Origin of the sequence: Acinetobacter sp. YH12255 (assembly GCF_013417355.1) — a bacterium.
Lineage (GTDB): Bacteria > Pseudomonadota > Gammaproteobacteria > Pseudomonadales > Moraxellaceae > Acinetobacter > Acinetobacter pseudolwoffii.
In genome coordinates this window covers 39,194-62,366 of sequence record NZ_VPEC01000019.1, presented here as the reverse complement: position 1 = coordinate 62,366, position 23,173 = coordinate 39,194, and the positions used below count along the sequence as shown (strand labels likewise).

The window sequence follows — 23,173 nt, the reverse complement described above, 5'->3', positions numbered from 1 at the left end:
TCATGAGAAAGCCCATATAAATGGGTAATGTACAAGTTGCTGTAGAAGCATGTTTAATTCGTCTGATCACAGATACTTTATAAAGTATTTTAATACTTTTTTGAATCCGTCAATGCGTAAGTCCTAAAGAATATAGTTTTACTATTTGAAGATTATCATATAAAAAAAATGGCGCAAAGAGCGCCATTCTCATTTGCTCAGAACCTTATAGAGTAGTTCCCACACTTACGCCTACAGTTGGCTTCAAGTTCATTGAACTACAGCCGATAAAGGTCAAGCTCAGACATAACACCACTAAGATTTTATTCATGAATCAATCCTTGAGATTTAGCCTGGTTAAACAAGGTCGCTGAACGTGTACCACTCCGGCAAACCATCAAAATAGGTTTAGGTAGCTCATTATAATATCGAGCAAATTCCTCAATATTGGCCTGAGAAAGCTGACCACTCACCACAGGCTGATAAATCACACTCACTTGAGATTTCTCCGCAATGGAGCGTAATTGACTCACCGTGACATTATTGCCAGTTTCCTGATCCGGCCGGTTTACAATCACAGATTTGAAACCTTGCTGAATCAATTGCTGAAACTTGCTTAATGTCATTTCACCTGACACACTCAGCGAAGAGGTCATTGCACGGCTGAGATCATTTGCGGCAAAACCAAGTGAGCTGACACTTAAACAGCTTGCCAGTACTACAATTTTCCAAAAAGACTTAGTCATCCAGCAGGTCCATCTGTTTTGCCAGTTGATATAAATTATTTGAGCGATTTCCAGTACGGCAGAACATCAGAATAGGTTTCGGTAATTCATTATAATGATTGGCAAAAGTACGTACATCGAGCTCAGTAATCTGACCAGCGACGACAGGCTGAAAGACATAATCCAGACCGGCACTGCGTGCAGCTTCTTCAATTTGTGCACTGGTCGGCTGCTCAGAACCACCTTCCATATCCGGGCGGTTATTGATAATAGATTTAAAACCTTTCTCGACCACCTGAGTCACGTGTTCCGGACCAATTTGACCAGCAAAGCCTACATTTTCGCTCATGACGCCACTCCATCATTTCATTTATATCGATATGCTTTATGATAGCATTAAGCGGAAAACATGCTGAAGCTGTTGTGAAATTTTTATAAATGATGATCACCATAAGATAACGCAATGGAGCGCGTATGCAGGCTTATACAGTTGAGCCACTGTATGTAAAAAGCGGTCAGGATGTGATTGCTGCAGATTTTTATCGGCCTAAAAATATAGAAAAACCGGCCGTGATCTTGATGGCCCATGGTCTGGCGGCCTTACGTCAATTTAAACTGGTGCACTATGCCCAGCATTTTGCCAGTGCCGGCTATGCGGTGGTGTTATTCGATTATCGCTATTGGGGCGGCAGTACCGGGCGACCGCGTGAGCTGGTCTCGATTTCTGCCCAGCTGGATGACTGGCGAACCATGATCAAGCATATTCAGGCACGTAAGTCGATTGACAGTCAACGGATCGTGCTCTGGGGAACTGCCTTAAGCGGAGGGCATGTACTCACCCTGGCAGCAGAACTGAAAAATATTCAGGCCGCAATGGTACAGGTCCCTTTTGTCGATGGGGCTGAAAGTGCCAGGCTTTATCCTTTGCAGCAACTCCCCAAGGCACTTAAGGTTTCTAGTCAGGACTATATGGGAAGCAAGGTCGGTATGCAGCCCAAAACCTTGCCGGTGGTCGATCCTTACGAGCTGTGTTTTATGCCGACACAGGACAGCTACAAGGGTTATCTGTCGATTGTGAATCCGGATTATTATTGGAGTGGTCAAATTCCTGCGCGGGTCTTTTTTAATTTAATGCGTTATCGCCCGATTCAGCAAGTTAGAAAAATCACCATTCCTGTGCTGTTTATTGCAGCAAAACTGGATAGTTTAATTCCGATTGAATCCAGTCGCGAAACCGTGACCAATCTTGCACCGTTTGTACAATATCAGGAGTGGAATATCCGGCATTTTGATATTTATCATGGTGAATGGTTTGAAAAAGCCGTTTCAACCCAATTAGAATTCCTACATCAACATATTGGAGTACGCTAGATGATTATTGTATGCCCAGAATGTCAGGCCAAAAATCGTGTTCCTGAAGATAAACTCACCGCCAACCCTGCCTGTGGTCAATGTCATCAGGCCCTGATTCCATTGGCGCCAATTGAATTAAATGAGCAGAATTTCAGCCAGTTTGTCACCCATAGTGATTTACCAATCCTGATTGATCTCTGGGCAGGATGGTGTGGCCCCTGTAAAATGATGGCACCGCATTTTGCGACTGTCGCGCAGCAATATCCAAACGTGGTTTTTGCAAAAATTGATACCGAAGCGAATCCGCGCTTAAGTTCAGCATTTAATGTTCGCAGTATTCCGACGCTGGTGTTGATGAATAAAAGCAACGAAATTGCTAGAATAAGCGGTGCATTACGATCAAGCGAACTACAAAAATGGCTTGATCAGCAGTTAAATACCCAACCCTAATTCAAATGCCTGGAGTGAATGTGTCAGATTCTCAAGTAAAACCAGAGGGGATTCTTTCCCTACAAACGATCGCAATGCCTGCAGATACCAACTGGAGTGGTGATGTGTTTGGTGGCTGGATCGTTTCACAAATGGACTTGGCAGGCGCGATTCACGCAGAACGATTTTCAAAGGGACGTTGTGCCACGATTTCGATTAACCAGATGACCTTTCTGGTTCCAGTGAAAGTCGGGGATGTCATTAGCTGTTATACCCAGATTTTAAAAGTTGGCAAGACCTCTATTCAGATGGAAATTGAAGTCTGGGACAGTCATGATGATTCACGTGCGCCGATTCGTGTCACAGAAGGAGTATTTACTTTTGTCGCGGTCGATGTAAAAGGCAATAAGCGTCTGATTCCAGAGGAAGCCAAACAGAAGTTTTTAGAGTCTCAAGCAGCCCAATGATTGAATGAGATATAAAAAAAATCCCAGAGATCATCTCTGGGATTTTTCTTGCGTAGAAAGAATTATGATTGCTTGAGCTGATCTTTGGCAATCCAGGCCCAGAGCATTTCACATTGAATCGGCGTTTCACCGGATTCATCCGTGACCGTGACCTGAACCAATGTTTCGCCTTTATCGGAGCTTTGCATGAGTGCTTGTTGCTCCGGCGTCAAGGTAGCGACTGCAGTCATGGCGCCTTTGGTCGGACGTTTAAAATCAATCTTCAAACTTTTGATTAATACAATCGCGGTATCCGGCACATTCATTGCCGTCACAAAGCCGGTCGCAGTTTCTGCCACTAAGGCCATGGCGCAGGCATGTACCTGACCAATATGGTTTTGCATGGCTTTATGGTTGGCGATTGTGACCACCACTTTTTCCCCACTGAGTTCTACATAGCGAATCTTGGCAGAACCTACCATGGGAATAATCCGACCAAAGGTTTTACTCAATAAAGTACTACGAATAGCTTGAGGTAGTCTGGAAGTAGCTTTTACCAGTTTGGTCAGTCGATTGCGATGCGTCATAATTCCTTCTTTAAGACACTGTGCGGTCTTAATCTTTAAAGTTATTGAACTGTAAAGGCAGACCAAATTGCTGTTCTTTTAAGAAGGTCATCACTTGTTGCAAAGTGTCGCGCTTCTTGTCCGTTACACGAATCTTGTCACCCTGAATAGAAGATTGCGCTTTAATGCCGCTTTCTTTAATGGCTTTATTGATTTTTTTTGCGGTATCAGAGTCAAGACCGTCTTTGAGCTTGATCACCTGAATCACGTTTTTACCAGAAGCGGTCATTTTCTGTGGATCGAGTGCCTGAATATCAACTTTGCGTTTAAAGAAATGACTTTCGAGCATGCTATACACTTGTTCACACTGGAAATCACTTTCAGTCGAAATCTTGATTTCCTTGTTTTTTTCATTCAGTTCAATAGAAACGTCCTGACCGCGGAAGTCAAAGCGGGTCGCAATTTCTTTTTGCGTGTTTTGAACTGCATGATTTACTTCAAAAATTTCTAATTCAGAAACAATATCGAAAGAAGGCATGGTTTAGACCTTTACAAATGGAAAGAATATCTGAGATGCTAGGGATGTTTTCTTCATTTGCCAAGTGTTGTTTACATCAAAGGAGTGCGCAATGATCCGTAAACAAGAAATTACAACATTTGAGTTCCCAGAAAATGCAATTATCTGGGATGTACGCGATACAAGTGCTTTTGCTGAAGCACACGTGAAAGGGGCGGTGAATCAGCCCATTAACGATCTTTCAGCAGAGAGCCTAACTCAGGTGTCAGCGGATCAACCCATTTACATCTTGTGTGGTGGGGGTAGTAAAGCTCCACGTGCTGCTGAAAAACTAGAGGGTTTTGACAGTTCACGTGAATATGTCATTCTGATGGGGGGTACTCGTGCCGCCCGTGATGCAGGCTTACCGCTTGAACAGGGTGCATAAGCATTCTGTTAAAAAAAAGCGCCGCAAGGCGCTTTTTTATTGGCTGAAATTTAATCCCTCCCAACCTCCCTTTTCTAAAGGGAGGAGCTACAGGCATTCTATTTATTCATAAAAGTATAAAAAAGTCCCCCTTTAAAAAAGGGGGACTTAGAGGGATTCATACAAAAGGGTAATTAAATTTGTGGCTTAAAATAAGGCTTCTTGGTTTTTACTTTCTTTTGAAAGCGGCTCACGCTGAGTTTTTTAACCAGACTTGCCGGAACAGGACAGGCTTCACCCAGAATCTGGGCGGCCAGAATTTCACTACAAAGGGGTGCAAATAAAAAGCCTTTGGAGCCTAGACCGGCAAAACTATAAATTTCCTGTTCAGGCTGCATTTTACCGAGTAAAGGAAAGTAATCCTGACTTTGGGCACGTAGCGCTGCACGGCCTTGCCAGGTGTCCATCGGTGCTAATGACGCGGCATAATCTGGAAAGACGCTCTGGAGCAGCTCATGATTATGTGCATGATCTTCTGGGAGCACCTCTGTATCCTCCCGGCCGGGATGGAAAGATGCACCGAGAATTAAATGTGTATCATCCAGTTGCATACAATACCCACCGTAGTTATAAGCAGTATCTTTGCTTAAAGGCTGAGCGCTATTGTTTAGCCAGCTCACTTGTCCACGAATTGGCTTGAGTGCCGGATAATGCTCAAAGAATTGTGCTGTCTCGCGCGCGCTACAAACCAGCACATGATCAAACTGACCCAAACAATTTTCATTTTCAAAAAGTTTGGGTTGAGATAGCTGCTCAATTTTGGTGATTTTTGCTTGGATATATTTAATATTCGGATGCTGTAAAATTTCATCACGCAATTGATGCGGAGAAATAGTTCCTGCTGCTAAAAGTTTTAAACTTGAATATTCAGTATGCAGTTTCTGCTCATCCGCCGTTTGCACTGAAAGAATATGTGCTGGATATTCATTTGCCAGACTTAAAAGAGTTTCAGGATGTTTGAGTGCCAATTGACTGACCTGAATCGGTCGAAAGGCTTTGAATTTTGCATAATGAGTCAGGGCATGTTGCCAAGCCAAGGTCATTAAATGTTCTGCACTCTGCTCAATCGGGCAGAGTTTTGGGTTCAGGAGCGCAAGCGGGTTACCAGAACCACCAGCAAGTGGCGCTGATTGATCGTAAATCGTGACTTGGTGGCCACGCTGCGCAAAGGCCCAGGCAGCACTTAAACCTGCGATTCCGGCACCAATAACCGCAATCTGGCGTACGTTAAATTCAAGCTCAGGATTTAATGCTGTTTTTTTTTGAGTAATATCCTGATCTGCACCCGAATTGGCTGGTTCAGATAGCTTCCAGATGGCTTTGAGCATTTCACGTTTATGTCCAAAACCTCTTGGACGTGAAATGGAAATCCCATGGTTATTTAGGCCACGTTTCAGGACACCTGCGACACTAAAAGAAGCGAAAGTGGTGCCAATCTCGGATAAACGCACAATATTATTTAAAACATTTTCTTCCCACATGTCTGGATTACAAGACGGCGCAAAACCATCCAGAAACCATGCATTCACAGGTGCGGTTTTTTCCATGATGGGAAATACATCATGGGCATCTCCAAGCCACAAGTCGATTGAGAAACGTTGTTCAGGGAAGCTTAAACGGTGGCAGCCTGCAATTGGCATCGGATATTGGGAAATCAGTTGATCTGCCAATGGCTTGAGTTCAGGCCAGACATTTAAAGCGCGAATCAGATCGGGTTTAGAGAGCGGAAATTTCTCCACTGAAATCGCATGCAAATGACTGTGATTGTCCGGACGGGTCTGTTGCCAGAGCTGCCATAACGCCAGAATATTCAGGCCTGTGCCAAAGCCGGTTTCGCCCACACAAAAATATTCAAACGGTTTTAAGTCAGTCAGGCGGGTCGGCAGGTCATTGCCATTTAAAAAAACATGGCGGGTTTCCAGCAAACCATTGTCTTTAGAAAAATAAACATCGCCAAACTGTTTAGAGACAGGCACTTCAATGCCATCCACCAATTGCCAATCGAGATCGGCGGTTTGAATTGCATGCGACAAAACGACTACAACCTTAAATAAGTCCGAAAGGGGAATAGATTACCATTGACGGCGACGCTTGGTATAAACGTAACTGGCAATCAGAAAGCCCAGCAAAACGCCCACGGCCAAAGTGGCAGCACCATACAGGAACATCTGCGCACTGCGTTCGCTTTGTAAAACCTGTACTTGCACGCCAAGATTGTCATTTCTGAGCTGTAGTTCCTGATTTTGTGCTAACGCTTCCAGATTGGCTTTTTCCAGCTGTTGCAGACGCGTCGCCTGATCCTTCACCAAAGCTTTTACTTTGGCGTCTTGCTGAGCTTTATTTCTGGCAAGTTCTTCAGCAGTCAGTGGCTTATTTCCAGTTGCCGGAAGGGCTTGAGATGCTGTTGCAACCACAGGGATAATTGCAGGTTTTGGCGTAGCAGTGGGGGTTGCGACCGCAGCTTGTACAGCAGCAGCGGCGACACTGTTTGGTGTTGTCTGAACTGTGGCAACTTCTACTGCCCATACAGAATGAAAGGTACAACAGAGGCCAATAACACTGGCAAGAACAACACGCATAAACCTTATCCTTGAGGGAATGCTTTGTTAAACGGTTTCACATCAATCTGTGCATATACACCTTCTTTCAGGAAGGGTTCATCCTCTAGCCAGGTATCCAGGTCTTCACGGCTGTCAAAATCGACAATGATGGTACTACCATAAAAGCCGGCTTGTGGATTACTCGGATCTTTCGGCATCGCGCCTGCAACAATCAGACGGCCTTCATCATTCAGCTTTTGCAAGCGGGCAAGATGTTGTGGACGAATGGCAAGACGTTTCTCCACTGTACCTTCCTGATCGGTACAGCTAACGACAAATAATGGCATGATGATTCTCAATTGTTTGTAGTTGGATTTATTCAGCAGTCTTAAAGTATTTACGCAATACAATAAACTGGATAATGATAAAGGAAAACATCACGATCATGTCACCGAATGCCGTGAATTCGCCCCAATATTTTCCATCCAGCCACAAGTAGGCAAAGAAGGTATGTAAAAATGACATCAGTGCAAACATGGCGACCCAGGCATAGTTCAGTTTGATCCAGCCTTTTTCACTTAAGTTGAAAACCGGACCAAACAGACGCTGAATCAGTGGCTTTTTATCTTTACTAAACCAAGGCGACAGCAGGAATACGCCGGCAAAGACCAGATTCAGCAATACCGCCTTTAAACGGATATAAAAATCATCGCTCAGCATCAGAGTGATCCCACCAAAAATCACGGTCATAAACAGCACAATCCATTGCTGCTTATCCAGGCGGAATTTTTGCATGACAAATAACGCACCATAGACCACCAGCATAGCAATAATCAGACCAGTGGTTGCCACAAGAATATTATTATTGTCGACACCCCCCGCAGAACCGATCAATTGCAAAAGTTGATGGTCAGTGTCTTTTGGATCTACAGTTTTATATAAATAAAAGAAAATAATGAGTGGCACAAAGTCTAAAAGTGCTTTCATGTTAGAGTATCTAAATCTGATTAAATAAATGTCATAGTATAGAGATGCACGGCGTAGATTTACATACACATAGCAATATTTCTGATGGAACTTTAACTCCACAGCAATTGGTCGAGGCTGCCGTAGAGAAATCGGTGCATACTTTGGCATTGACAGATCACGACACTATGGATGGCCTGGAACTGGCACAAGAAGCCGCTAAAAATCATGAGATTAAGATCATTTCTGGGGTGGAAATCTCCAGCCAGTGGTCACGTCCAGCCACCAAGAAAAATTATGGCGTGCATATTGTTGCACTGAATATGCAAAATCCTGAGCCTTTACAAAAAGCCCTCAATCAGCAGAAGAAAATCCGGGCGGAACGCTCGAAACAGATCTGTGACTTACTGATTCCTTTAATTGGTCAGGATATTTATGCCGATGTACTGGTCAAAGTCGATAATATCCCTGATCGGGTAACACGGACGCATATTGCCAAAACCTTAGTAGAAAAAGGTATTGTGACTCGCCCGCAACAGGCTTTTGATAAGTACATCAAGGAAGGCAAGAAAGCCTATGTCAAATTTGATGGCTTGAGTCTTGAAGACACGGTTCAGGTGATTCATGAAAGTGGCGGTTTTGCGGTGCTGGCACATCCGACCAAATATGACCTATCTGCGACCAACATTCGTTACCTGATCGAGATCTTTGCCAAGTTTGGTGGCGACGCCGTTGAACTGCCGCCAGCGGTAGATCCAAGTTCTACTCGCCAGATGGTCGATCGGATGATTGCGGAGCATCGTCTGAAAGTTTCGATTGGCAGTGACTTTCATGGCGACCATATGCCATGGATCAGACTCGGGAATGTGCCGAGCCTAAAACCGGGACAAGTCGGGATTTGGGAGAGTTTTGTTGATTGAGTGCTTTACTCGAACTTTGTTCTTGCAAAGCAGAAGTGCCCTTTGCTGATAGAAAAGGGCAAGAGAAAAATAAATTACAGTAGGTTATGATCTTTGGCCTGAATCGGTGGTGGGGTTGGTTTGCCTAATGTGCCTAAGAGTTCAATTTCAATGGTACGTACCATCGAATCGAGTGGCAAATCATTACTTTGCGTGCCAAAAGGTTCTTCAATTTCTGAGCTTAAGGCATCTAGTCCTAAAAAGGTATAAGCTAAAATACCGACCAGTAAAGGCGTAAATAAACCTAATGTTGAACCCAGGCTAAAGGGCAAAATAAAACAGAAAAAATAGACGGTACGATTCAGCAAGACTGAATAGGCAAAAGGTAAAGGCGTCGTCGCAATCCGGTCACAACCAGTCTGGACAATACTCAACTCCGCCACGTGATTATTCATCTGCATATAGATGATGTCTGAGATTTCACCTTCTTTGAGCGCCTGCATTAACTCCCATTGAATCAGGCTTAAGGTATATTGCGGCGCGTTGGCCTGTTGATAGAGCTGGGTCACAGCTTGCTGGCTCATGCCGCTGGTTTCAACCAGTTCGGTCGGATTGGCTGTCTGATGGCGTAGCCGGTCACGGAGAACATTGGCAAAGACAATCACGTGCTGAATTACACGTTCACGGCGACCTTGAGACAGCATCCGGCAATCCCGGTCAAAATGTCGTGAATTGGCAATCAGAATACCCCAGAGTTTGCGGGCTTCCCACCAGCGGTCATAACAGGCCGAATTCTTAAATCCGAGAAAGATCGACAGTACCACTCCAATCAGGGTAAAGCCGACCAGGGGTAATTCTGGAAAATGAAAAGAGCCAATATGTGACAAGCCACCGATAATGGCCGAGATCAACATCACTACGCCTAAAGGTGGCAAAACTTTCGGCAAAATTGTACCTCGCCAGGAAAACAGCAATTTAAAAAGACTTGGCTGGTCACGTACAATCATTTATTGGAATCATCACAGTTTTTTCATGATCTTCTTGACTTGTGCCAGCTTTGTCAAGTGCTAATCACCTGTGTATTTCGGGTTGAATGAGTTGCTGCTCGGCAAAAGAAAAACTGCCCTCTAGGTCAATGATACAGTGGTCGATTAAATAAATATCGACCAGTTGACAGGCTTGCTGAATCTGGCGAGTCAGATGCCGATCTGCTGGAGAGGGATAGGCCCGGCCGAGTGGATGATTATGCGCAATTACAATTGAGGTTGCCTGTTGGGTAATTGCATAGCGCAGTAATTGATTAATCGAAATATCACATGCATTCACAGAGCCATAAAACAGTTTTTTAAAGCTGATTTTTCTTAAACTGGCATCCAGACACAGCACTGCAAACACTTCCTGAGTTTCACCGAGCAGTTCAAAACGTAAATAATCCCGTAACCGTTTGGAATTATTGAGCTCCAGTGCATCCTGTTTCAGATGTTCGGAAATATAACGCCGTCCGAGTTCCTTGACGGCCATGAGTTGGGTATATTTACTGATGCCCATGCCATGAAACTGGCTGACTTCCTGTAAAGGTGCATCCAGTAAGGCAGTGAGATGACCGAAATGCTGAATCAAGAGTCGGGCAAGTTCGACTGCGGAATGTTGCTGGGAGCCCGAACGAAGAAAGATGGCCAGTAGCTCGGCATCGGACAGACTTTCTGCGCCATATTGAATTAAGCGTTCTCGCGGCCGTTCTTGTTCCGGCCAGTTTTTAATAGAAAATTGCATAGTTATTAGACTTATTTATTATGAATTATCAGTTTTCCCGCAAACCGATCTCTTGGGAATGCGGTTATTTAATGCTATTGTGAGCCCCACTGCAACAGAAAGGTAGCCTGTTTGTGAGCTTCGACGTAAGTGTAATTCCTCATAAAAATATCATTTTAGCTGTGACTGGCGGCATTGCTGCCTATAAAAGTGCGATTCTGGTTCGTCGTCTGAAAGATGCCGGATTTAATGTGCGGGTGGTGATGACCCAAGGGGCACAGGCTTTTATTACACCTTTAACGTTTCAAGCCTTATCAGGCAATCCGGTCCATACGGCATTACTGGATCCTGAAGCGGAAGCAGGTATGGGGCATATCGAGCTGGCACGTTGGGCGGATCTGTTACTGGTTGCACCTGCAAGTTGTGACACCTTGGCAAAGTTTGCAGCAGGTCTGGCAGATGATTTGCTCAGTACTTTATATCTGGCGACCAAGGCACCGGTCTGGGTAGCGCCTGCCATGAACCAGCAAATGTGGGCAGCTAAGCCAACACAACGCAACTTGGCCACTTTAATTGAAGATGGTGTGCATGTGATCATGCCGGATGCCGGATCTCAAGCCTGTGGCGATGTGGGTTTAGGCCGTATGCCTGAGCCGGAAGATCTGGCACGACAAGTCACAGAATATTTCCATCAAGCACAGCGTGCGATCGCAGAAAAATTTGGTCAGCTTGCGGGTAAACGTGTCACCATCACCGCAGGTCCAACCCGTGAAGCGATTGATCCGGTACGTTATATTTCCAATCACAGTACCGGTAAAATGGGCTTTGCTCTGGCAGCTGCCTGTTATGCCGCTGGGGCAGATGTGACCCTGATTGCAGGGCCAGTGACTCTGGATACACCAAATGGCGTCAAACGCAAAAATGTCAGTTCTGCCGTAAAAATGCTCAATGAAAGCATGCAGATGCTGGAAGATGGCTGTGATATTTTTATTGCAACTGCTGCGGTGGCGGATTACCGCGTGGCGGAAGTTGCAGAACACAAAATTAAAAAATCTGGCGATGAGCTGAATGTGGCGCTTGTGAAAAATCCGGATATTGTTGCGACCATCGCCCAGCAAGAGAAACGTCCGTTTATGGTCGGTTTTGCGGCGGAAACCCGCAATATTGAAGAATATGCCGCGGGCAAACTGGTCGCGAAAAAACTGGATATGATTGCCTGCAATGATGTCTCACGTGCCGATATCGGTTTTGCATCGGATGAAAATGCCATGACCGTATTTTTTGCCGAACAGTATCAGATGGATAAGCGTGATCTGGAAAAAGCCTCCAAGCAGGAAATTGCCCAGCAGCTGATCGAAGCGATTCATGATGCCTTGCATCGTGATCCATCCAGTGATGACGATTTTTAAAAGAATCTTCACAAAAAAAAGCCCTGTTAGACTCAGGGCTTTTTTATGAGTAAATTTTTATCATTTATTCAAAAAGCTGTAGAAATCTTAAATAATTTAGTCATGATTCATGCACTGCTTATTTCTTGTTTTTTCAAAAAAGCATAAAATAGGTCACAGAATAAGCAAGCATAACAATACTGCATATATCAGCTATAAGCAGGAACAGGAAAGAAAAAGAAGGAGGCGCTATGAGAACAATCATTGTGTTATGGATGATCGCCTGTCTGGCTGGATGCAGTTACTTTGTCTCGATGGATGAATTGGCCAGAAATATTCAAGCGCAGATGCAACAGGAATTTAATTCCAATCAGGATTATCAACGCTATCGTTTTACTGTGCAGAAGGTCAAAATTGTCCAGCGGCAGGGCAATCAATTTAAAGCGATTTCTCATCTGAATTATCAGGGGGAGGCATATCCGGTCAATGTCAAAATTTTTAAGGTCGATGGAGGCTATAGGTGGTCGATCGAAGAGGATGCCTTTGCTTTTATTGATGAAATTGAAATAGAGCAATACCGGCAGCAACTGGATCGGGAGTTACAGCAGCTGGCTTCAGCCTTAGATGACCTGGAACCTGTAGATGAGTCAAAAGAACATGAGCGCGGTTCTCTGGTCACACCCATTGCCGAGCCAGAATTTCAAGGTGTTTCTTATCAGGAAGAACCGGTTCCGGTCGGTAATATCACCGCATATACTCAATAACGTCTTCGCTCATCTCTATAAAAAAGCACCGATCATCGGTGCTTTTTTATATCGATTAGACTTTTAAATTCGTATTTAGGATTCAACTTGCTGATGTTCACGCACATAGTCTTCAGTACGTTGCATTGCTTCTTGAATATTAAACAGCGCAGTTTCCACATCTTTCAAGGTTTTGGCATTACCACCGCTTAGTGCCTGACGCCATTTACGTGCACCCGGCAAGTTCTGGAACAGTCCTAAAATATGACGGCTAATAATTGACAATGGTGCACCTTCTGCCATGCGCTGGGCAATATAAGGCAGCATTTGTTGCATGATCTCGAAACGATCCGGTGCATCCAGATTCCACAATTGGCCCAGTTCAGCCAATAAGTACGGATTATGATAGGCTTCACGACCAATCATCACGCCATCGACATGTTTGAGATGTTCCAGCGTTTCGGCATAGGTCTTGATCCCGCCATTGATTTCAATCAGCAGATCAGGACGATCCTGCTTCAGGCGATAAACATCTTCATAACGCAGGGGCGGCACATCGCGGTTTTCTTTAGGCGATAGACCTTTTAATAAGGCAATGCGCGCGTGTACGATAAAATTATTGCAGCCGGTTTTGGCTACGGTATCGACAAAATGCAGCATTTCTTCATAAGACTGCATATCATCAATCCCGATCCGGTGTTTTACAGTCACTGGAATATCCACCGCATGCTGCATTTCAGCAATACATTCCGCGACTAAATCGGGTTCAGCCATGAGGCAGGCCCCAATTTTATTATTCTGTACCCGGTCACTCGGGCAACCCACATTTAAATTGACTTCGTTATAACCCCAATCCTGTGCCATCTTGGTACAGATCGCGAGATCTTTAGGATTCGAGCCACCAAGTTGTAGTACGATCGGCTGTTCTTCGGTGTTAAAGTCCAAATGCCGTTTGGCATCCCCATAAATGATGGCACCTGTGGTGACCATTTCAGTGTACATAATCACATTTGGGTTAAACAGACGGGCAAAGAAGCGATAGTCTTTGGTGGTCCAATCCATCATCGGCGCCACACTGATTCGTGGTTGAAGTTTATTTTCAATGGTGGTCAGATCAGTCATTCAAAATTACGCCTTAACGAAATGGAAGAAGAAGGGATGAATAAATCGCCCAAAGATTATTTTTTTGCCCAAGCCCGCTAGGCCAATATCGCAAAAAAAGAGGGCGTAATACTAGCATAAAATCAGCAGAACAACCCGGCGAACTTGAGTCAAGCCAGTAAGTCCAGGACATGAAACAAGAAATAAAATTAGAATTCCAAGTCATTCCAGAATGGTATATTTTGATAGTAGAAACACCAATATAAAAAATGATAGAAATAAGGAGAATAATTATGCTGTTATTGGAGGAGATTTATAAAAGCCATAAAGCACAAAATTCAGCACATTTTAACTTAAAAATTCATCGTGGCTTAGGCTGGTTTAAAAAAGCGCTAGACTTGGATCAAGATCTGGATTTTAAATTCATCAGTCTATGGATTGGTTTTCAGGCTATTTATGCAGAAGAGGATGATCGGGTTCAGGGAAAGGATAAGCTGCATCAATTTCTAGAAATACTTTGCCAAAATGATCTGGACCAGAAGATTAATCATATTGTCTGGGAAAAGTACAGTCAGCCAATCCACTCACTCTTAGCGAACCCCTATATGGAACAAAGTTTTTGGGATTATCGTCACCAGAAAATTAGTCTGGAACGCTGTAATGCTGAACTGGAAACACAGAAAAAAATCATACAGCATGCTTTAAATGAGCGGAATTCTGTCGAAATTTTAGTCGGGGTGTTTCGTCGTTTATATACATTACACCATCAGCTCATGCAGGGCGGAATTACCTATCATAGTTCCCTGAACCACAAGTTACTCGAGGAAAGCTGTCGGATTCTGGCCGCTTTGCTGCCGGTCTTTATCTGTATTTTATTGGAAAATTCAGTTGCTCTAGATTTAAATAAACCTTTCTATCCAGCGGCTCAAGTCAGCTAAGTATAGTTAAGCATCTAGGCTGCTGTCCGGGCGTGATGCCATTGATCCAGTAAGGCGAATAGGGTAGCGCCTAGGGCCAGCCCGAGTCCTGCCATACAGGTCATGCTCCAGCCCCCATGATGCCAGGCATAAACCCCTAAGGCTGAACCACAGGCACCGCCAATAAAATACAGGGTCATATACAGTGAATTGACCCGTGATTTGGCATCGGGGCGCAGGCGGAAAATCACATTCTGATTACAGCTATGCGTAATCGCCAACCCCAGATTAATCAGTCCATAGCCCAGAATATAGCTCAGCAGCGATACCGCACCAAAATATAGGAACAGCCAGCTCCCAATCAGGATCGAACAGCCAATCCAGCTCAAGGTTTTGATATGGCCCCGATCGGCCCATTTACCAATGAATTGAGTCGACAATGCGCCAAAGACGCCGACCAGTGTCACCAGACCGACCATGACATCAGACAGCTGGAAAGGTTCTTGGGTCAGCAGCAGGGCAATGGTCGAGAACAGCATGCTCATGGCGGCAAAAGCACAGGCACCGGTAAGAGAGCGCAAGACCAATCGTGGTTCATGTTTTAATAAGCTCGCCATAGATTTGAAAATCGCTGCATAGCTGATTCTTAGGCGTGGCAGACTCGGTAATTTTCCTCGCAGATAAAAACTTAAAGCCAGCATGCTGATGCCACTGACGATATAGATCATTTTCCAGTGAAACAGGTCGGACAATAATCCCGCAATACTGGTCGAGAGCAGAATACCGACCAGCAAGCCGCTCATCAGGAAACCCACTACTTCTCCAGTTTTTTCCGGTTTGACTGCCATGGTGGCCAAGGGAATCAGAATCTGTGCAGCCACGGAAAACAGTCCGGCAATGATGGTGCCAACCCACAGCATCGGCAGGTTTATCGCACTGGCACAAATAAATAAACCTGCAGCTGCACCCAGCATGAGAAAGGGAATCAGCTTGGTTTTATTCAGCATATCGCCCAAAGGTACAATAAACAGCAGGCCTAATGCATAAGAGATTTGAGCAAAGGTAACGGTGAGTGCCACTTGTGATTCCGGCACCTGATAATATTGCTGAATCGATGAAATCAGTGGCTGGCAATAATAGTTGGCGCCGGCACATAAACCACAGGCAATCGCCATCAGCCATAATAAGGGCTTGTTTTGACTGATATCGAGGGGCGTGTTCATAGCAGCAACCTTATCTAAGCCGAGGAGAATTTAAAACAAGCAGCGCATTGATGCAGGAATGAAAGGCACTATAAGTGAGAACTTTAGGCTTTAAAAGTAGAAAAATATTACAATGACTCAATGAAAAGATCTTAGATCGCAAGGACTACACAAGACTTGAATTAGAAAACCAGTCAGGAATGATCAGGTTGCCAGATTTTTGATCAATAGCTGGCTTTATTACAACGCATAGGACAAAGAAAGAACGGAAAATCCCCTGAAAATGAAAAAAATTAAATAATGGCTCTCATTTTATGCGCAGATATGGTGCATAAACTTTATTTTAGTCACTTATTCGGTTTATGACATTAATATAATAAATGGTCAGCAAGATTTTTGTTCCTCTTGGTCTGATCATTTTAGAGATAAGTGACCTTTAGACCCACAGATCTCGTTGTGTCACATCCATCAATTCAACCTCAGCCTGATGGGTGCTAAATCATAACTAAATTGAATAAAAGGTATTACTTTACAGATCAGATAGCTTATCTGGAATAAGTTCTTTATTTGTCAATAAAGTCAAATTTAGAAAACTTGGAGAGCTAAAGTGCCGCTGTCCTTAGCAGAGAGACCTATTCAGAAACGGGTAGCATAAAGAACCAAAACAGGAATTTTGGTCAGAAAGATCAATGTAACAAAAAAAATCTCAAGTAGGCGGCTTATCAGCCGAGCGCATTTTCAGGTTTTCATTCAGGTAAATGAATATCGTTTATAAAATAATCAAATATAAATATTTGGCGTATATAAGCCATGCACCAGTACAGCAACATTTTTATGAATCATCAGTTCAATATATAGGCATTTATTAAATAAATAGTAGGTAGTAATTTCAAACAGTTTGATTAGAATCCAAAAATTCAACAAGAACACATCCTGAGGGGAAGCATCGTTTAAGCGATGTTTACTTAAGAAAAATTAGCTTGAGGAACGCTCATGCAGATCGGAATTCCAGCCGAAACTGTTGTCGGTGAAAATCGCGTCGCTGCGACGCCAGAGACAGTAAAGAAATTGATCAGCGCAGGACATAGCGTGATTATCGAACGTAGTGCAGGGCTTAAAGCTGCCTATATCGATAGCGCCTATGAACAAGTTGGTGCCAAAATTACGGATGATGCCTACACCGGCAGTCAATTGATTTTAAAAGTTCGTGCACCGAAAGGTGAGGAAATTCAAAAACTCAATCCGAACACCGCCATCGTGGCGATGTTTGATCCTTACCGTAATACTGAGCTTGACCAATTTGCGGCACAGAACGTGTCTGCATTTGCATTGGAACTTTTGCCACGGACCTTGTCTCGTGCGCAGAACATGGATGTCTTGTCTTCTCAAGCCAACCTTGCAGGATACAAATCGGTGCTTTTGGCTGCGGCTGAATACCAGCGCATGTTCCCGATGCTAATGACGGCTGCGGGGACGGTCAAACCGGCCCGTGTGGTGATCATGGGCGTCGGGGTCGCGGGTCTGCAAGCCATTGCCACTGCAAAACGCTTAGGCGCTATTGTGGAAGCCACAGACTTGCGTCCAACAGCAAAAGACCAAGTGGAATCATTGGGCGGTAAATGGCTGGACGTGCCGATGTCTGCCGAAGAGCAGCAAAAAGCGGCGGATGCGGCCAAGAATGGTTATGGCTGGATGCCAGGTGAGGAATACATCCGCGATCAGGCTGCCATTGTGGATAAAGCCGTATCAAATGCTGACATTGTGATTACCACAGCGCTTTTACCCGGCCGTGATGCACCGCGTTTAATCCGTGCTGAAACAGTTGCGAAAATGAAACCGGGTTCAGTCATTTTAGATATGGCAGTGGAATCGGGCGGTAACGTTGAAGGTTCGAAATGCGGTGAAACTGTGCATACCGACAACGGCGTCAAAATTTTGGGTATTCCCAATATTCCTTCGACTGTATCGACTGAAGCATCGGCTTTATATGCACGTAACGTGTTTAATTTTGTCGAAACGCTGTTTGATGCCGATAAGAATTTTGTCCTGAATCCAGAAGAAGAAATTCAAAAAGCCCTACTTGTCACTCATGCCGGCCAAGTGCTGCTGAAACGTGGTTAAGGAGAAGACTCATGGTTGAAACAATTACGATTTTTGTCCTTGCTATTTTCGTAGGTTACTACGTGGTGTGGGGGGTAACGCCAGCATTGCATACGCCGTTGATGGCGGTCACCAATGCCTTGTCATCGATCATTATTGTCGGTGCAATGATCCAGACTGTTGGTCTGCCGGTGATCGGCGTTGAAGGCAGCGTGGATTTCCAGACCATTAACGTGGTGAGCGTACTTGGCGCAATTGCAGTATTCCTGGCGAGCATTAACATTTTCGGTGGCTTTGCCGTGACTGCTCGTATGCTGGAAATGTTTAAACCTAAGCAAAAGAAAAAAGAGGGTTAATCCATGGAAATGATTCGAGAATATGCGGATTGGTTCTACCTGATTGGTGCCGTTCTTTTTATCCTGACGCTACGTGGTTTATCAGGTCCTAAAACTGCAATCCAAGGTAACCGTTACGGTATGATCGCCATGGCGATTGCAGTATTGACCACCTTCTTTGTTGCAGATAATCCTGTGGTGTGGATGATTGTGGGCGCAATGGTAGCAGGTGCGGTGGTGGGTATTGCCCGTGCGCGTACTGTCCCTATGACCCAAATGCCAGAAACTGTGGCGCTGATGCACTCATTGGTGGGTCTGGCTGCGGTCTTGATTGCGATTGCTGCAATTATTCATAACAACAAACTGATTGAACTCGGTCCAGACCTTTTGGCGGCCAATGGCGTCAATTTCCATGAAATGAGCCGTGTTCATTTATTTGAACTGTTCGTGGGTTGTTTTGTCGGTGCAATTACCTTTACAGCATCAGTCTTTGCTTATGGAAAACTGGCTGCGAAGAAATGGGCAAAAACCATTTCTGGCGCATGGGTAAAACCTGTTCAGGCCATCATCTTTATTGCCATGTTGGTGTTTGGTTTCATGTTCTTCTCAACAGGGAATATGACCGCATTCTGGGCAATGACAGCACTTGCACTGGTCTTTGGCTGGGTATGGATTGCACCTGTCGGCGGTGGTGATATGCCGGTGGTGGTCTCGCTACTCAACTCATTCTCTGGTTGGGCTGCAGCCGGGATTGGTTTCACGCTTGAAAACAACATGCTGATTGTGGCAGGTTCACTGGTCGGTTCTTCAGGTGCGATTCTGTCTTATATCATGTGTAAAGCCATGAACCGTTCAATCATCAACGTTCTGTTTGGTGGCGCAATGGGCGGTACAGCGGTTGCAGCAGCTGATGCAGGCGATAAAGCGCCACGTAACCACCGTTCTGGTTCAGCAGATGATGCGGGCTTCCTCATGTCAAATGCGGACAGCGTGGTGATTGTACCGGGTTATGGTATGGCGCAAGGTCGTGCACAGAATGCGGTCAAAGAACTTGCGAACATCTTAAAAGAGCAGGGCGTAACCGTACGTTTTGCAATTCATCCGGTGGCAGGTCGTATGCCAGGTCATATGAACGTATTGCTGGCTGAAGCTGACGTACCCTATGAAGATATTTTAGAGATGGATGAAATCAACTCTGACTTCCCGGCAACGGATGTGGTGCTGGTGATTGGTGCAAACGACGTTGTCAACCCGGCAGCCAAAGATGATCCAACATCGCCGATTTATGGCATGCCGATTCTGGAAGCGCATAAAGCACGTACTATTATGGTAATCAAACGTTCAATGGCGACCGGTTATGCAGGTCTGGACAATGACTTGTTCTATAACGACAAGACCATGATGATCTTCGGTGATGCCAAGAAAGTGGTGGAAGATATGACCAAAGCCATTAATGGTACGGGTCACTAATCATTTAAATCCCCCTAAGTCCCCCTTTAATAAAGGGGGATTTTTTATTTTATATTTTGGAAAAAAGATGATTGAGCGGTCATCGAACGTCTATGTTTATGATGAATTTATCCTAAAATACCCATCAAATCGGTGCATAAGACAAGATGAAAATTAAAGAAAAATAGCTGTAGCTTGAGTTGTATTAATGCTTATAAAGTCCGATGAACAGGCAATAAAAAAGCGACCTACACAGGTCGCTTTTTTGAATATTTGATTTTACGCTACAGAGTTTGTATCTGCAGGATTGCGCCATAAGCTTTCTAGATCATAGAATTTACGCGCTGTTGGAAGCATACAATGAACCACTACATAACCGAGGTCGATGAGGATCCATTCAGCATCACGTTCGCCTTCAATACCAAGCGGACGGAAGCCAGCTTTACGTGCTTCTTCAGCAACGTTATTGGCCAGTGATTTGATATGACGTGTCGATGTGCCGCTTGCAATGACCATAGCATCAGCCACATTACTGATACCGCTGACATCAAGCTCAACAATTTCTTTTGCTTTTACATCTTCAAGTGCAGCATGTACGACTTTTAAGCAGTCCTGTACAGCTTGAGAATTTGAATTCATAGTAAGATCGTGAGAATTAGAAGCGCTGGGCGATGGTTCTAAATTCATGGGGTGTGTAATTTCCTAACAATTATGCATGGTCTAATATAGCGGTTTTAGTGCTGAATTTCAAATGAAGCCGCAGTCCACTCAGTCATGCTCCGGAAAGAATTCGGCTTTCCAGACAAAGGAGTCATTGGAATGCTGCATCGGCTTATATTCGGCAGCGACATAAGCTTGATATTGACTATGTTTTAACCACTGAAATATATCATGATATTGAATGGACGCCGTATTGGGTTGATGTCGTCCCGGACAATCCGCAAACTGGATATGACCAATCAGGTGAATATTTTCTTTTAAATTTTCCAGTACATCTTCGCCCATCATCGCCATGTGATAGCAGTCATACTGCATTTTTAAGGCCGGATGATTGACTGCTTCCAGCATTTCCTGAGCTTGTGCAACATTTTGAATCAAAAAACGTGGCATATCGGTGCCATTGACCATTTCAAAGACCGGTTCAATTTGATGCTCGAGCAGCATTGAACAGGCCATTTTCAGATTACTTGCCAGCGTATTCAGGCAGGGCAACAGGTCACAATCCAGAGGCTGTTTGCCTGCCAGAATATTGACCCGAGGTACATTTAAGGCCGTGGCATACTGGATGGCTTGTTCAACAGCATGACGGAACTCGATTTCCCGCCCCGGGATACCGGCCAGGCCATGGCCGCCCTGCATTAAATCACCGGCAGGCACATTAATCAGGCATAAGTTCAGTTGATGGATGCTGAGCTGATTTTGAATCTGGCCAATCGTTAATTCATAAGGAAACTGGATTTCGACATGATTAAAGCCCTGTGCTCGAGCCAGTGCGAAGCGTTCGATGAGTGGCACTTCGGTAAAAATCATCGACAGGTTAACGGCGAGTTTAATCATGTATTTTCCTTATACATTCAGGGTATTACAAAAGTAAAAATTATGCGTGCTTGAGCTGTTGAATCACAGTGGCCAGATCGGCCTCGGCAAAGCCCTGGGCCTGATGGATTTGCAGCTGTGATAAGGCCTGAGTCGCGACCGGAACATTCAGGTCAAAGCTTTGGGCCAGTTGCACGGCATTGTTCAGATCTTTAGATAAGGTCTGCACTTTCCATTGCACCGGTTCGAAAGTTTGTGTGGCCATACGTGGCGCCAGAATCTGGAAAGGTTTGGAATCGGCAAAACCACCCGCCAAGGCAGGTGCCAGTAGGCGTGTATCTACACCTGCAAGGCCCGCCAATGCCACTGCTTCCGCGATCAGGGTACTATTGGCTGCGACAATGAGCTGATTACAAATTTTGGTCGCCTGACCAGTACCGGTGTCGCCCATACGGGTAACGCGCTGTGAAAGTGCTGCATAAATTGGGTCAAGATGTTCAATCATTGTGGCATCACCACCGGCAAAAATCACCAGACTGCCTTGTTCAGCACCTGCGGTACCGCCTGAAACTGGGGAGTCAATCCAGTTCACCTGTCTGGTCTGTGCTTGTGCTGCAAGCGCGTGGGTTTGCTGCACCGAAAGGCTGGAAAAATCCACAATGATTTGATCGGCAACCAAATACGGCACGATCTGCTCAAAGACCGATTGCACCGCCTGATCATCTGCCAAGCAAGTCAAAATCACTGGATAATCCGCAATCTGATTCAAAGACAGCGCAGTTGCACCCAAGTCGATTAAGGGATGGCAAGCCGCCGAGGTACGGTTCCATACCGCGACCTGAAAACCTGCCTGTAGTAGACGGGTCGCCATCCGGCGTCCCATCAGGCCCATACCCAAAAAGGCAATCTTAGTATCGCGATTTAACTGCATGCTTTTTCTTATTCCTTGCTTGGACTCTAACTCGATTTAGTTATATTGGCGTGGCACGAACTGGACTTCCGGATTCTTGTCCTTTTTGCGAGCCAGCTGACTGTTTTTACCTAGCAATAATTTGAGCTGCCAGATTTTTTCCATACGTAAAGATTTATTTGGGCGATGCTGCATGGCATCCAGTACAAACTTAGAGGCCATCAGGGCATCCGGAGAGCGTTGCAGCATTTCCTCAGCCAATGCTTGTGCGCGTGCCAGTGGTTCTTGATCCACATGGGTAACCAGACCAATCTCTTTGGCATAGGCACCGTCAAAAATCCGGGCAGTCAAGGTCAGCTCTTTGGCCAGATCAATCCCAATCAGGCCTTTCAGCGAACGGCTGAGTCCCATATCTGGTACCAGTCCCCAACGGGTTTCCATAATCGACATTTTGGTATCAGGATGTGCAATACGGATATCTGCGGCCAGAGCAAGCTGCATACCAGCGCCAAAACAGAAGCCCTGCATCGCAGCGATCACCGGCACCGGTAATTCCTGCCAGACCAGAAAGGCTTTCTGGAACAGGCTCTGACCCGGACGGATTAACTCCCAGGCCGCATAGGCACGATTTTTAGGATTATTTAAATCGGCCAGATCAATGCCGGCACTAAACACCTGCGCTTCACCGGTTAAAATGACGCAACGGATACTTTTATCTTTTTTGATTTTCTGCGCAGTCGCAACCAGTTCACGCAGCAGGGCAAAGCTCATGGCATTGCGTTTATCCGGGCGATTCAGTGTAACTGTGGCAATGCCGTTATTTTTTTCCAAGCGCACGAGTGACATGGCATTCT

Annotated in this window: 27 protein-coding genes; 11 read left to right on the top strand and 16 right to left on the bottom strand. The window is 45.0% G+C overall.

Annotated features, from left to right (window positions below; all coding sequences use genetic code 11):
• Positions 1-302: 302 nt before the first annotated feature.
• Together FTV30_RS09680 and FTV30_RS09675 are read right to left on the bottom strand one after the other, a co-directional pair.
• Positions 303-725, bottom strand: a complete 423-nt coding sequence (locus FTV30_RS09680) for a beta-lactamase hydrolase domain-containing protein (protein WP_100329847.1) — start codon at positions 723-725, stop codon at positions 303-305.
• On the bottom strand, positions 718-1,053 hold the full coding sequence (locus tag FTV30_RS09675) for a TIGR01244 family sulfur transferase (RefSeq protein ID WP_005098133.1): 336 nt from the start codon (positions 1,051-1,053) through the stop codon (positions 718-720). Before FTV30_RS09675 ends, FTV30_RS09680 begins: the two co-directional genes overlap by 8 nt.
• Before the next feature lie 125 nt (positions 1,054-1,178).
• Between FTV30_RS09675 and FTV30_RS09670 the strand changes: the two genes are divergently transcribed.
• From FTV30_RS09670 to FTV30_RS09660, 3 genes are read left to right on the top strand one after another with little or no spacing between them, the layout of a single operon-like run.
• A complete protein-coding gene (locus FTV30_RS09670; RefSeq protein ID WP_180001509.1) occupies positions 1,179-2,075 on the top strand; it encodes an alpha/beta hydrolase in 897 nt (298 codons plus the stop codon).
• Positions 2,076-2,507, top strand: coding sequence for a thioredoxin TrxC (trxC, locus tag FTV30_RS09665; RefSeq protein WP_180001508.1), 432 nt, complete (start codon positions 2,076-2,078; stop codon positions 2,505-2,507). It begins immediately after the preceding gene.
• A gap of 5 nt (positions 2,508-2,512) precedes the next feature.
• On the top strand, positions 2,513-2,953 hold the full coding sequence (locus FTV30_RS09660; RefSeq protein WP_218944670.1) for an acyl-CoA thioesterase: 441 nt from the start codon (positions 2,513-2,515) through the stop codon (positions 2,951-2,953).
• A gap of 62 nt (positions 2,954-3,015) precedes the next feature.
• Here FTV30_RS09660 and FTV30_RS09655 read toward each other — a convergent pair whose 3' ends face one another.
• Positions 3,016-3,519 carry a DUF4442 domain-containing protein gene (locus FTV30_RS09655; RefSeq protein ID WP_005098116.1) on the bottom strand — a complete coding sequence of 168 codons (504 nt, stop codon included), beginning with the start codon at positions 3,517-3,519 and terminating at the stop codon, positions 3,016-3,018.
• 28 nt (positions 3,520-3,547) lie between these two features.
• Positions 3,548-4,036, bottom strand: a complete 489-nt coding sequence (locus FTV30_RS09650) for a YajQ family cyclic di-GMP-binding protein (RefSeq protein ID WP_005098115.1) — start codon at positions 4,034-4,036, stop codon at positions 3,548-3,550.
• A 91-nt stretch (positions 4,037-4,127) separates the two neighbouring features.
• Here FTV30_RS09650 and FTV30_RS09645 point away from each other — a divergent pair, with 91 nt between their 5' ends.
• Complete coding sequence (locus FTV30_RS09645) at positions 4,128-4,442, top strand: rhodanese-like domain-containing protein (RefSeq protein ID WP_005098114.1); 315 nt, start codon at positions 4,128-4,130, stop codon at positions 4,440-4,442.
• Between the two features lie 173 nt (positions 4,443-4,615).
• On the opposite strand, the gene mnmC is transcribed toward FTV30_RS09645, so the two are convergent.
• Genes mnmC through FTV30_RS09625 form a run of 4 tightly spaced genes read right to left on the bottom strand, consistent with a single transcriptional unit; the run spans position 4,616 to position 8,008 of the window.
• A complete protein-coding gene (mnmC, locus tag FTV30_RS09640) occupies positions 4,616-6,514 on the bottom strand; it encodes an FAD-dependent 5-carboxymethylaminomethyl-2-thiouridine(34) oxidoreductase MnmC (protein WP_180001507.1) in 1,899 nt (632 codons plus the stop codon).
• 39 nt (positions 6,515-6,553) lie between these two features.
• On the bottom strand, positions 6,554-7,060 hold the full coding sequence (locus FTV30_RS09635) for a hypothetical protein (protein WP_005168651.1): 507 nt from the start codon (positions 7,058-7,060) through the stop codon (positions 6,554-6,556).
• Between the two features lie 5 nt (positions 7,061-7,065).
• The gene (locus tag FTV30_RS09630; protein ID WP_005098111.1) at positions 7,066-7,368 is read right to left on the bottom strand and encodes a YciI family protein; all 303 of its coding nucleotides are present in this window, start codon (positions 7,366-7,368) and stop codon (positions 7,066-7,068) included.
• A 28-nt stretch (positions 7,369-7,396) separates the two neighbouring features.
• Positions 7,397-8,008, bottom strand: coding sequence for a septation protein IspZ (locus tag FTV30_RS09625; RefSeq protein ID WP_005168649.1), 612 nt, complete (start codon positions 8,006-8,008; stop codon positions 7,397-7,399).
• Between the two features lie 44 nt (positions 8,009-8,052).
• Here FTV30_RS09625 and FTV30_RS09620 point away from each other — a divergent pair, with 44 nt between their 5' ends.
• The gene (locus FTV30_RS09620; RefSeq protein ID WP_005098107.1) at positions 8,053-8,907 is read left to right on the top strand and encodes a PHP domain-containing protein; all 855 of its coding nucleotides are present in this window, start codon (positions 8,053-8,055) and stop codon (positions 8,905-8,907) included.
• 74 nt (positions 8,908-8,981) lie between these two features.
• On the opposite strand, the gene FTV30_RS09615 is transcribed toward FTV30_RS09620, so the two are convergent.
• Positions 8,982-9,893 carry a bestrophin family protein gene (locus FTV30_RS09615; protein ID WP_005168648.1) on the bottom strand — a complete coding sequence of 304 codons (912 nt, stop codon included), beginning with the start codon at positions 9,891-9,893 and terminating at the stop codon, positions 8,982-8,984.
• Between the two features lie 64 nt (positions 9,894-9,957).
• A complete protein-coding gene (radC, locus tag FTV30_RS09610) occupies positions 9,958-10,659 on the bottom strand; it encodes a DNA repair protein RadC (RefSeq protein ID WP_180001506.1) in 702 nt (233 codons plus the stop codon).
• 113 nt (positions 10,660-10,772) lie between these two features.
• Between radC and coaBC the strand changes: the two genes are divergently transcribed.
• The gene (gene coaBC, locus FTV30_RS09605; RefSeq protein ID WP_005098105.1) at positions 10,773-12,047 is read left to right on the top strand and encodes a bifunctional phosphopantothenoylcysteine decarboxylase/phosphopantothenate--cysteine ligase CoaBC; all 1,275 of its coding nucleotides are present in this window, start codon (positions 10,773-10,775) and stop codon (positions 12,045-12,047) included.
• Between the two features lie 230 nt (positions 12,048-12,277).
• On the top strand, positions 12,278-12,790 hold the full coding sequence (locus tag FTV30_RS09600; protein ID WP_005098102.1) for a hypothetical protein: 513 nt from the start codon (positions 12,278-12,280) through the stop codon (positions 12,788-12,790).
• Between the two features lie 75 nt (positions 12,791-12,865).
• Here the strand turns inward: FTV30_RS09600 and dusA are convergent, their stop codons facing one another.
• Complete coding sequence (gene dusA, locus FTV30_RS09595) at positions 12,866-13,891, bottom strand: tRNA dihydrouridine(20/20a) synthase DusA (RefSeq protein ID WP_005098100.1); 1,026 nt, start codon at positions 13,889-13,891, stop codon at positions 12,866-12,868.
• Between the two features lie 272 nt (positions 13,892-14,163).
• On the opposite strand from dusA, the gene FTV30_RS09590 reads away from it, so the two are divergent.
• A complete protein-coding gene (locus tag FTV30_RS09590; protein ID WP_074383528.1) occupies positions 14,164-14,808 on the top strand; it encodes a hypothetical protein in 645 nt (214 codons plus the stop codon).
• A gap of 14 nt (positions 14,809-14,822) precedes the next feature.
• Here the strand turns inward: FTV30_RS09590 and FTV30_RS09585 are convergent, their stop codons facing one another.
• A complete protein-coding gene (locus FTV30_RS09585; RefSeq protein ID WP_005098097.1) occupies positions 14,823-16,010 on the bottom strand; it encodes an MFS transporter in 1,188 nt (395 codons plus the stop codon).
• A gap of 972 nt (positions 16,011-16,982) precedes the next feature.
• Here FTV30_RS09585 and FTV30_RS09580 point away from each other — a divergent pair.
• Genes FTV30_RS09580 through FTV30_RS09570 form a run of 3 tightly spaced genes read left to right on the top strand, consistent with a single transcriptional unit; the run spans position 16,983 to position 19,894 of the window.
• Positions 16,983-18,110 carry a Re/Si-specific NAD(P)(+) transhydrogenase subunit alpha gene (locus FTV30_RS09580; protein WP_074383527.1) on the top strand — a complete coding sequence of 376 codons (1,128 nt, stop codon included), beginning with the start codon at positions 16,983-16,985 and terminating at the stop codon, positions 18,108-18,110.
• Positions 18,111-18,121: 11 nt separating this feature from the next.
• Entirely contained in the window at positions 18,122-18,445 is a 324-nt protein-coding gene (locus FTV30_RS09575; protein WP_004281642.1) for a proton-translocating transhydrogenase family protein, read from the top strand.
• A gap of 3 nt (positions 18,446-18,448) precedes the next feature.
• A complete protein-coding gene (locus tag FTV30_RS09570) occupies positions 18,449-19,894 on the top strand; it encodes an NAD(P)(+) transhydrogenase (Re/Si-specific) subunit beta (protein WP_180001505.1) in 1,446 nt (481 codons plus the stop codon).
• 258 nt (positions 19,895-20,152) lie between these two features.
• Here FTV30_RS09570 and rsfS read toward each other — a convergent pair whose 3' ends face one another.
• From rsfS to FTV30_RS09550, 4 genes are all read right to left on the bottom strand, one after another.
• Entirely contained in the window at positions 20,153-20,560 is a 408-nt protein-coding gene (rsfS, locus tag FTV30_RS09565; protein ID WP_005098092.1) for a ribosome silencing factor, read from the bottom strand.
• Between the two features lie 81 nt (positions 20,561-20,641).
• The gene (locus FTV30_RS09560) at positions 20,642-21,430 is read right to left on the bottom strand and encodes a hydroxypyruvate isomerase family protein (RefSeq protein ID WP_100329839.1); all 789 of its coding nucleotides are present in this window, start codon (positions 21,428-21,430) and stop codon (positions 20,642-20,644) included.
• Between the two features lie 40 nt (positions 21,431-21,470).
• Complete coding sequence (locus FTV30_RS09555; protein ID WP_179999653.1) at positions 21,471-22,340, bottom strand: NAD(P)-dependent oxidoreductase; 870 nt, start codon at positions 22,338-22,340, stop codon at positions 21,471-21,473.
• A 36-nt stretch (positions 22,341-22,376) separates the two neighbouring features.
• A complete protein-coding gene (locus FTV30_RS09550) occupies positions 22,377-23,165 on the bottom strand; it encodes a crotonase/enoyl-CoA hydratase family protein (protein WP_100329837.1) in 789 nt (262 codons plus the stop codon).
• Between the last annotated feature and the right edge of the window lie 8 nt (positions 23,166-23,173).

Coding starts and splice junctions, on each gene's coding strand:
- FTV30_RS09680 (WP_100329847.1), bottom strand. CDS start 725: ATGACTAAGTCTTTTTGGAAAATTGTAGTACTGGCAAGCTGTTTAAGT.
- FTV30_RS09675 (WP_005098133.1), bottom strand. CDS start 1,053: ATGAGCGAAAATGTAGGCTTTGCTGGTCAAATTGGTCCGGAACACGTG.
- FTV30_RS09670 (WP_180001509.1), top strand. CDS start 1,179: ATGCAGGCTTATACAGTTGAGCCACTGTATGTAAAAAGCGGTCAGGAT.
- trxC (WP_180001508.1), top strand. CDS start 2,076: ATGATTATTGTATGCCCAGAATGTCAGGCCAAAAATCGTGTTCCTGAA.
- FTV30_RS09660 (WP_218944670.1), top strand. CDS start 2,513: ATGCCTGGAGTGAATGTGTCAGATTCTCAAGTAAAACCAGAGGGGATT.
- FTV30_RS09655 (WP_005098116.1), bottom strand. CDS start 3,519: ATGACGCATCGCAATCGACTGACCAAACTGGTAAAAGCTACTTCCAGA.
- FTV30_RS09650 (WP_005098115.1), bottom strand. CDS start 4,036: ATGCCTTCTTTCGATATTGTTTCTGAATTAGAAATTTTTGAAGTAAAT.
- FTV30_RS09645 (WP_005098114.1), top strand. CDS start 4,128: ATGATCCGTAAACAAGAAATTACAACATTTGAGTTCCCAGAAAATGCA.
- FTV30_RS09635 (WP_005168651.1), bottom strand. CDS start 7,060: ATGCGTGTTGTTCTTGCCAGTGTTATTGGCCTCTGTTGTACCTTTCAT.
- FTV30_RS09630 (WP_005098111.1), bottom strand. CDS start 7,368: ATGCCATTATTTGTCGTTAGCTGTACCGATCAGGAAGGTACAGTGGAG.
- FTV30_RS09625 (WP_005168649.1), bottom strand. CDS start 8,008: ATGAAAGCACTTTTAGACTTTGTGCCACTCATTATTTTCTTTTATTTA.
- FTV30_RS09620 (WP_005098107.1), top strand. CDS start 8,053: ATGCACGGCGTAGATTTACATACACATAGCAATATTTCTGATGGAACT.
- FTV30_RS09615 (WP_005168648.1), bottom strand. CDS start 9,893: ATGATTGTACGTGACCAGCCAAGTCTTTTTAAATTGCTGTTTTCCTGG.
- radC (WP_180001506.1), bottom strand. CDS start 10,659: ATGCAATTTTCTATTAAAAACTGGCCGGAACAAGAACGGCCGCGAGAA.
- FTV30_RS09600 (WP_005098102.1), top strand. CDS start 12,278: ATGAGAACAATCATTGTGTTATGGATGATCGCCTGTCTGGCTGGATGC.
- dusA (WP_005098100.1), bottom strand. CDS start 13,891: ATGACTGATCTGACCACCATTGAAAATAAACTTCAACCACGAATCAGT.
- FTV30_RS09590 (WP_074383528.1), top strand. CDS start 14,164: ATGCTGTTATTGGAGGAGATTTATAAAAGCCATAAAGCACAAAATTCA.
- FTV30_RS09585 (WP_005098097.1), bottom strand. CDS start 16,010: ATGAACACGCCCCTCGATATCAGTCAAAACAAGCCCTTATTATGGCTG.
- FTV30_RS09580 (WP_074383527.1), top strand. CDS start 16,983: ATGCAGATCGGAATTCCAGCCGAAACTGTTGTCGGTGAAAATCGCGTC.
- FTV30_RS09575 (WP_004281642.1), top strand. CDS start 18,122: ATGGTTGAAACAATTACGATTTTTGTCCTTGCTATTTTCGTAGGTTAC.
- FTV30_RS09570 (WP_180001505.1), top strand. CDS start 18,449: ATGGAAATGATTCGAGAATATGCGGATTGGTTCTACCTGATTGGTGCC.
- rsfS (WP_005098092.1), bottom strand. CDS start 20,560: ATGAATTTAGAACCATCGCCCAGCGCTTCTAATTCTCACGATCTTACT.
- FTV30_RS09560 (WP_100329839.1), bottom strand. CDS start 21,430: ATGATTAAACTCGCCGTTAACCTGTCGATGATTTTTACCGAAGTGCCA.
- FTV30_RS09555 (WP_179999653.1), bottom strand. CDS start 22,340: ATGCAGTTAAATCGCGATACTAAGATTGCCTTTTTGGGTATGGGCCTG.
- FTV30_RS09550 (WP_100329837.1), bottom strand. CDS start 23,165: ATGTCACTCGTGCGCTTGGAAAAAAATAACGGCATTGCCACAGTTACA.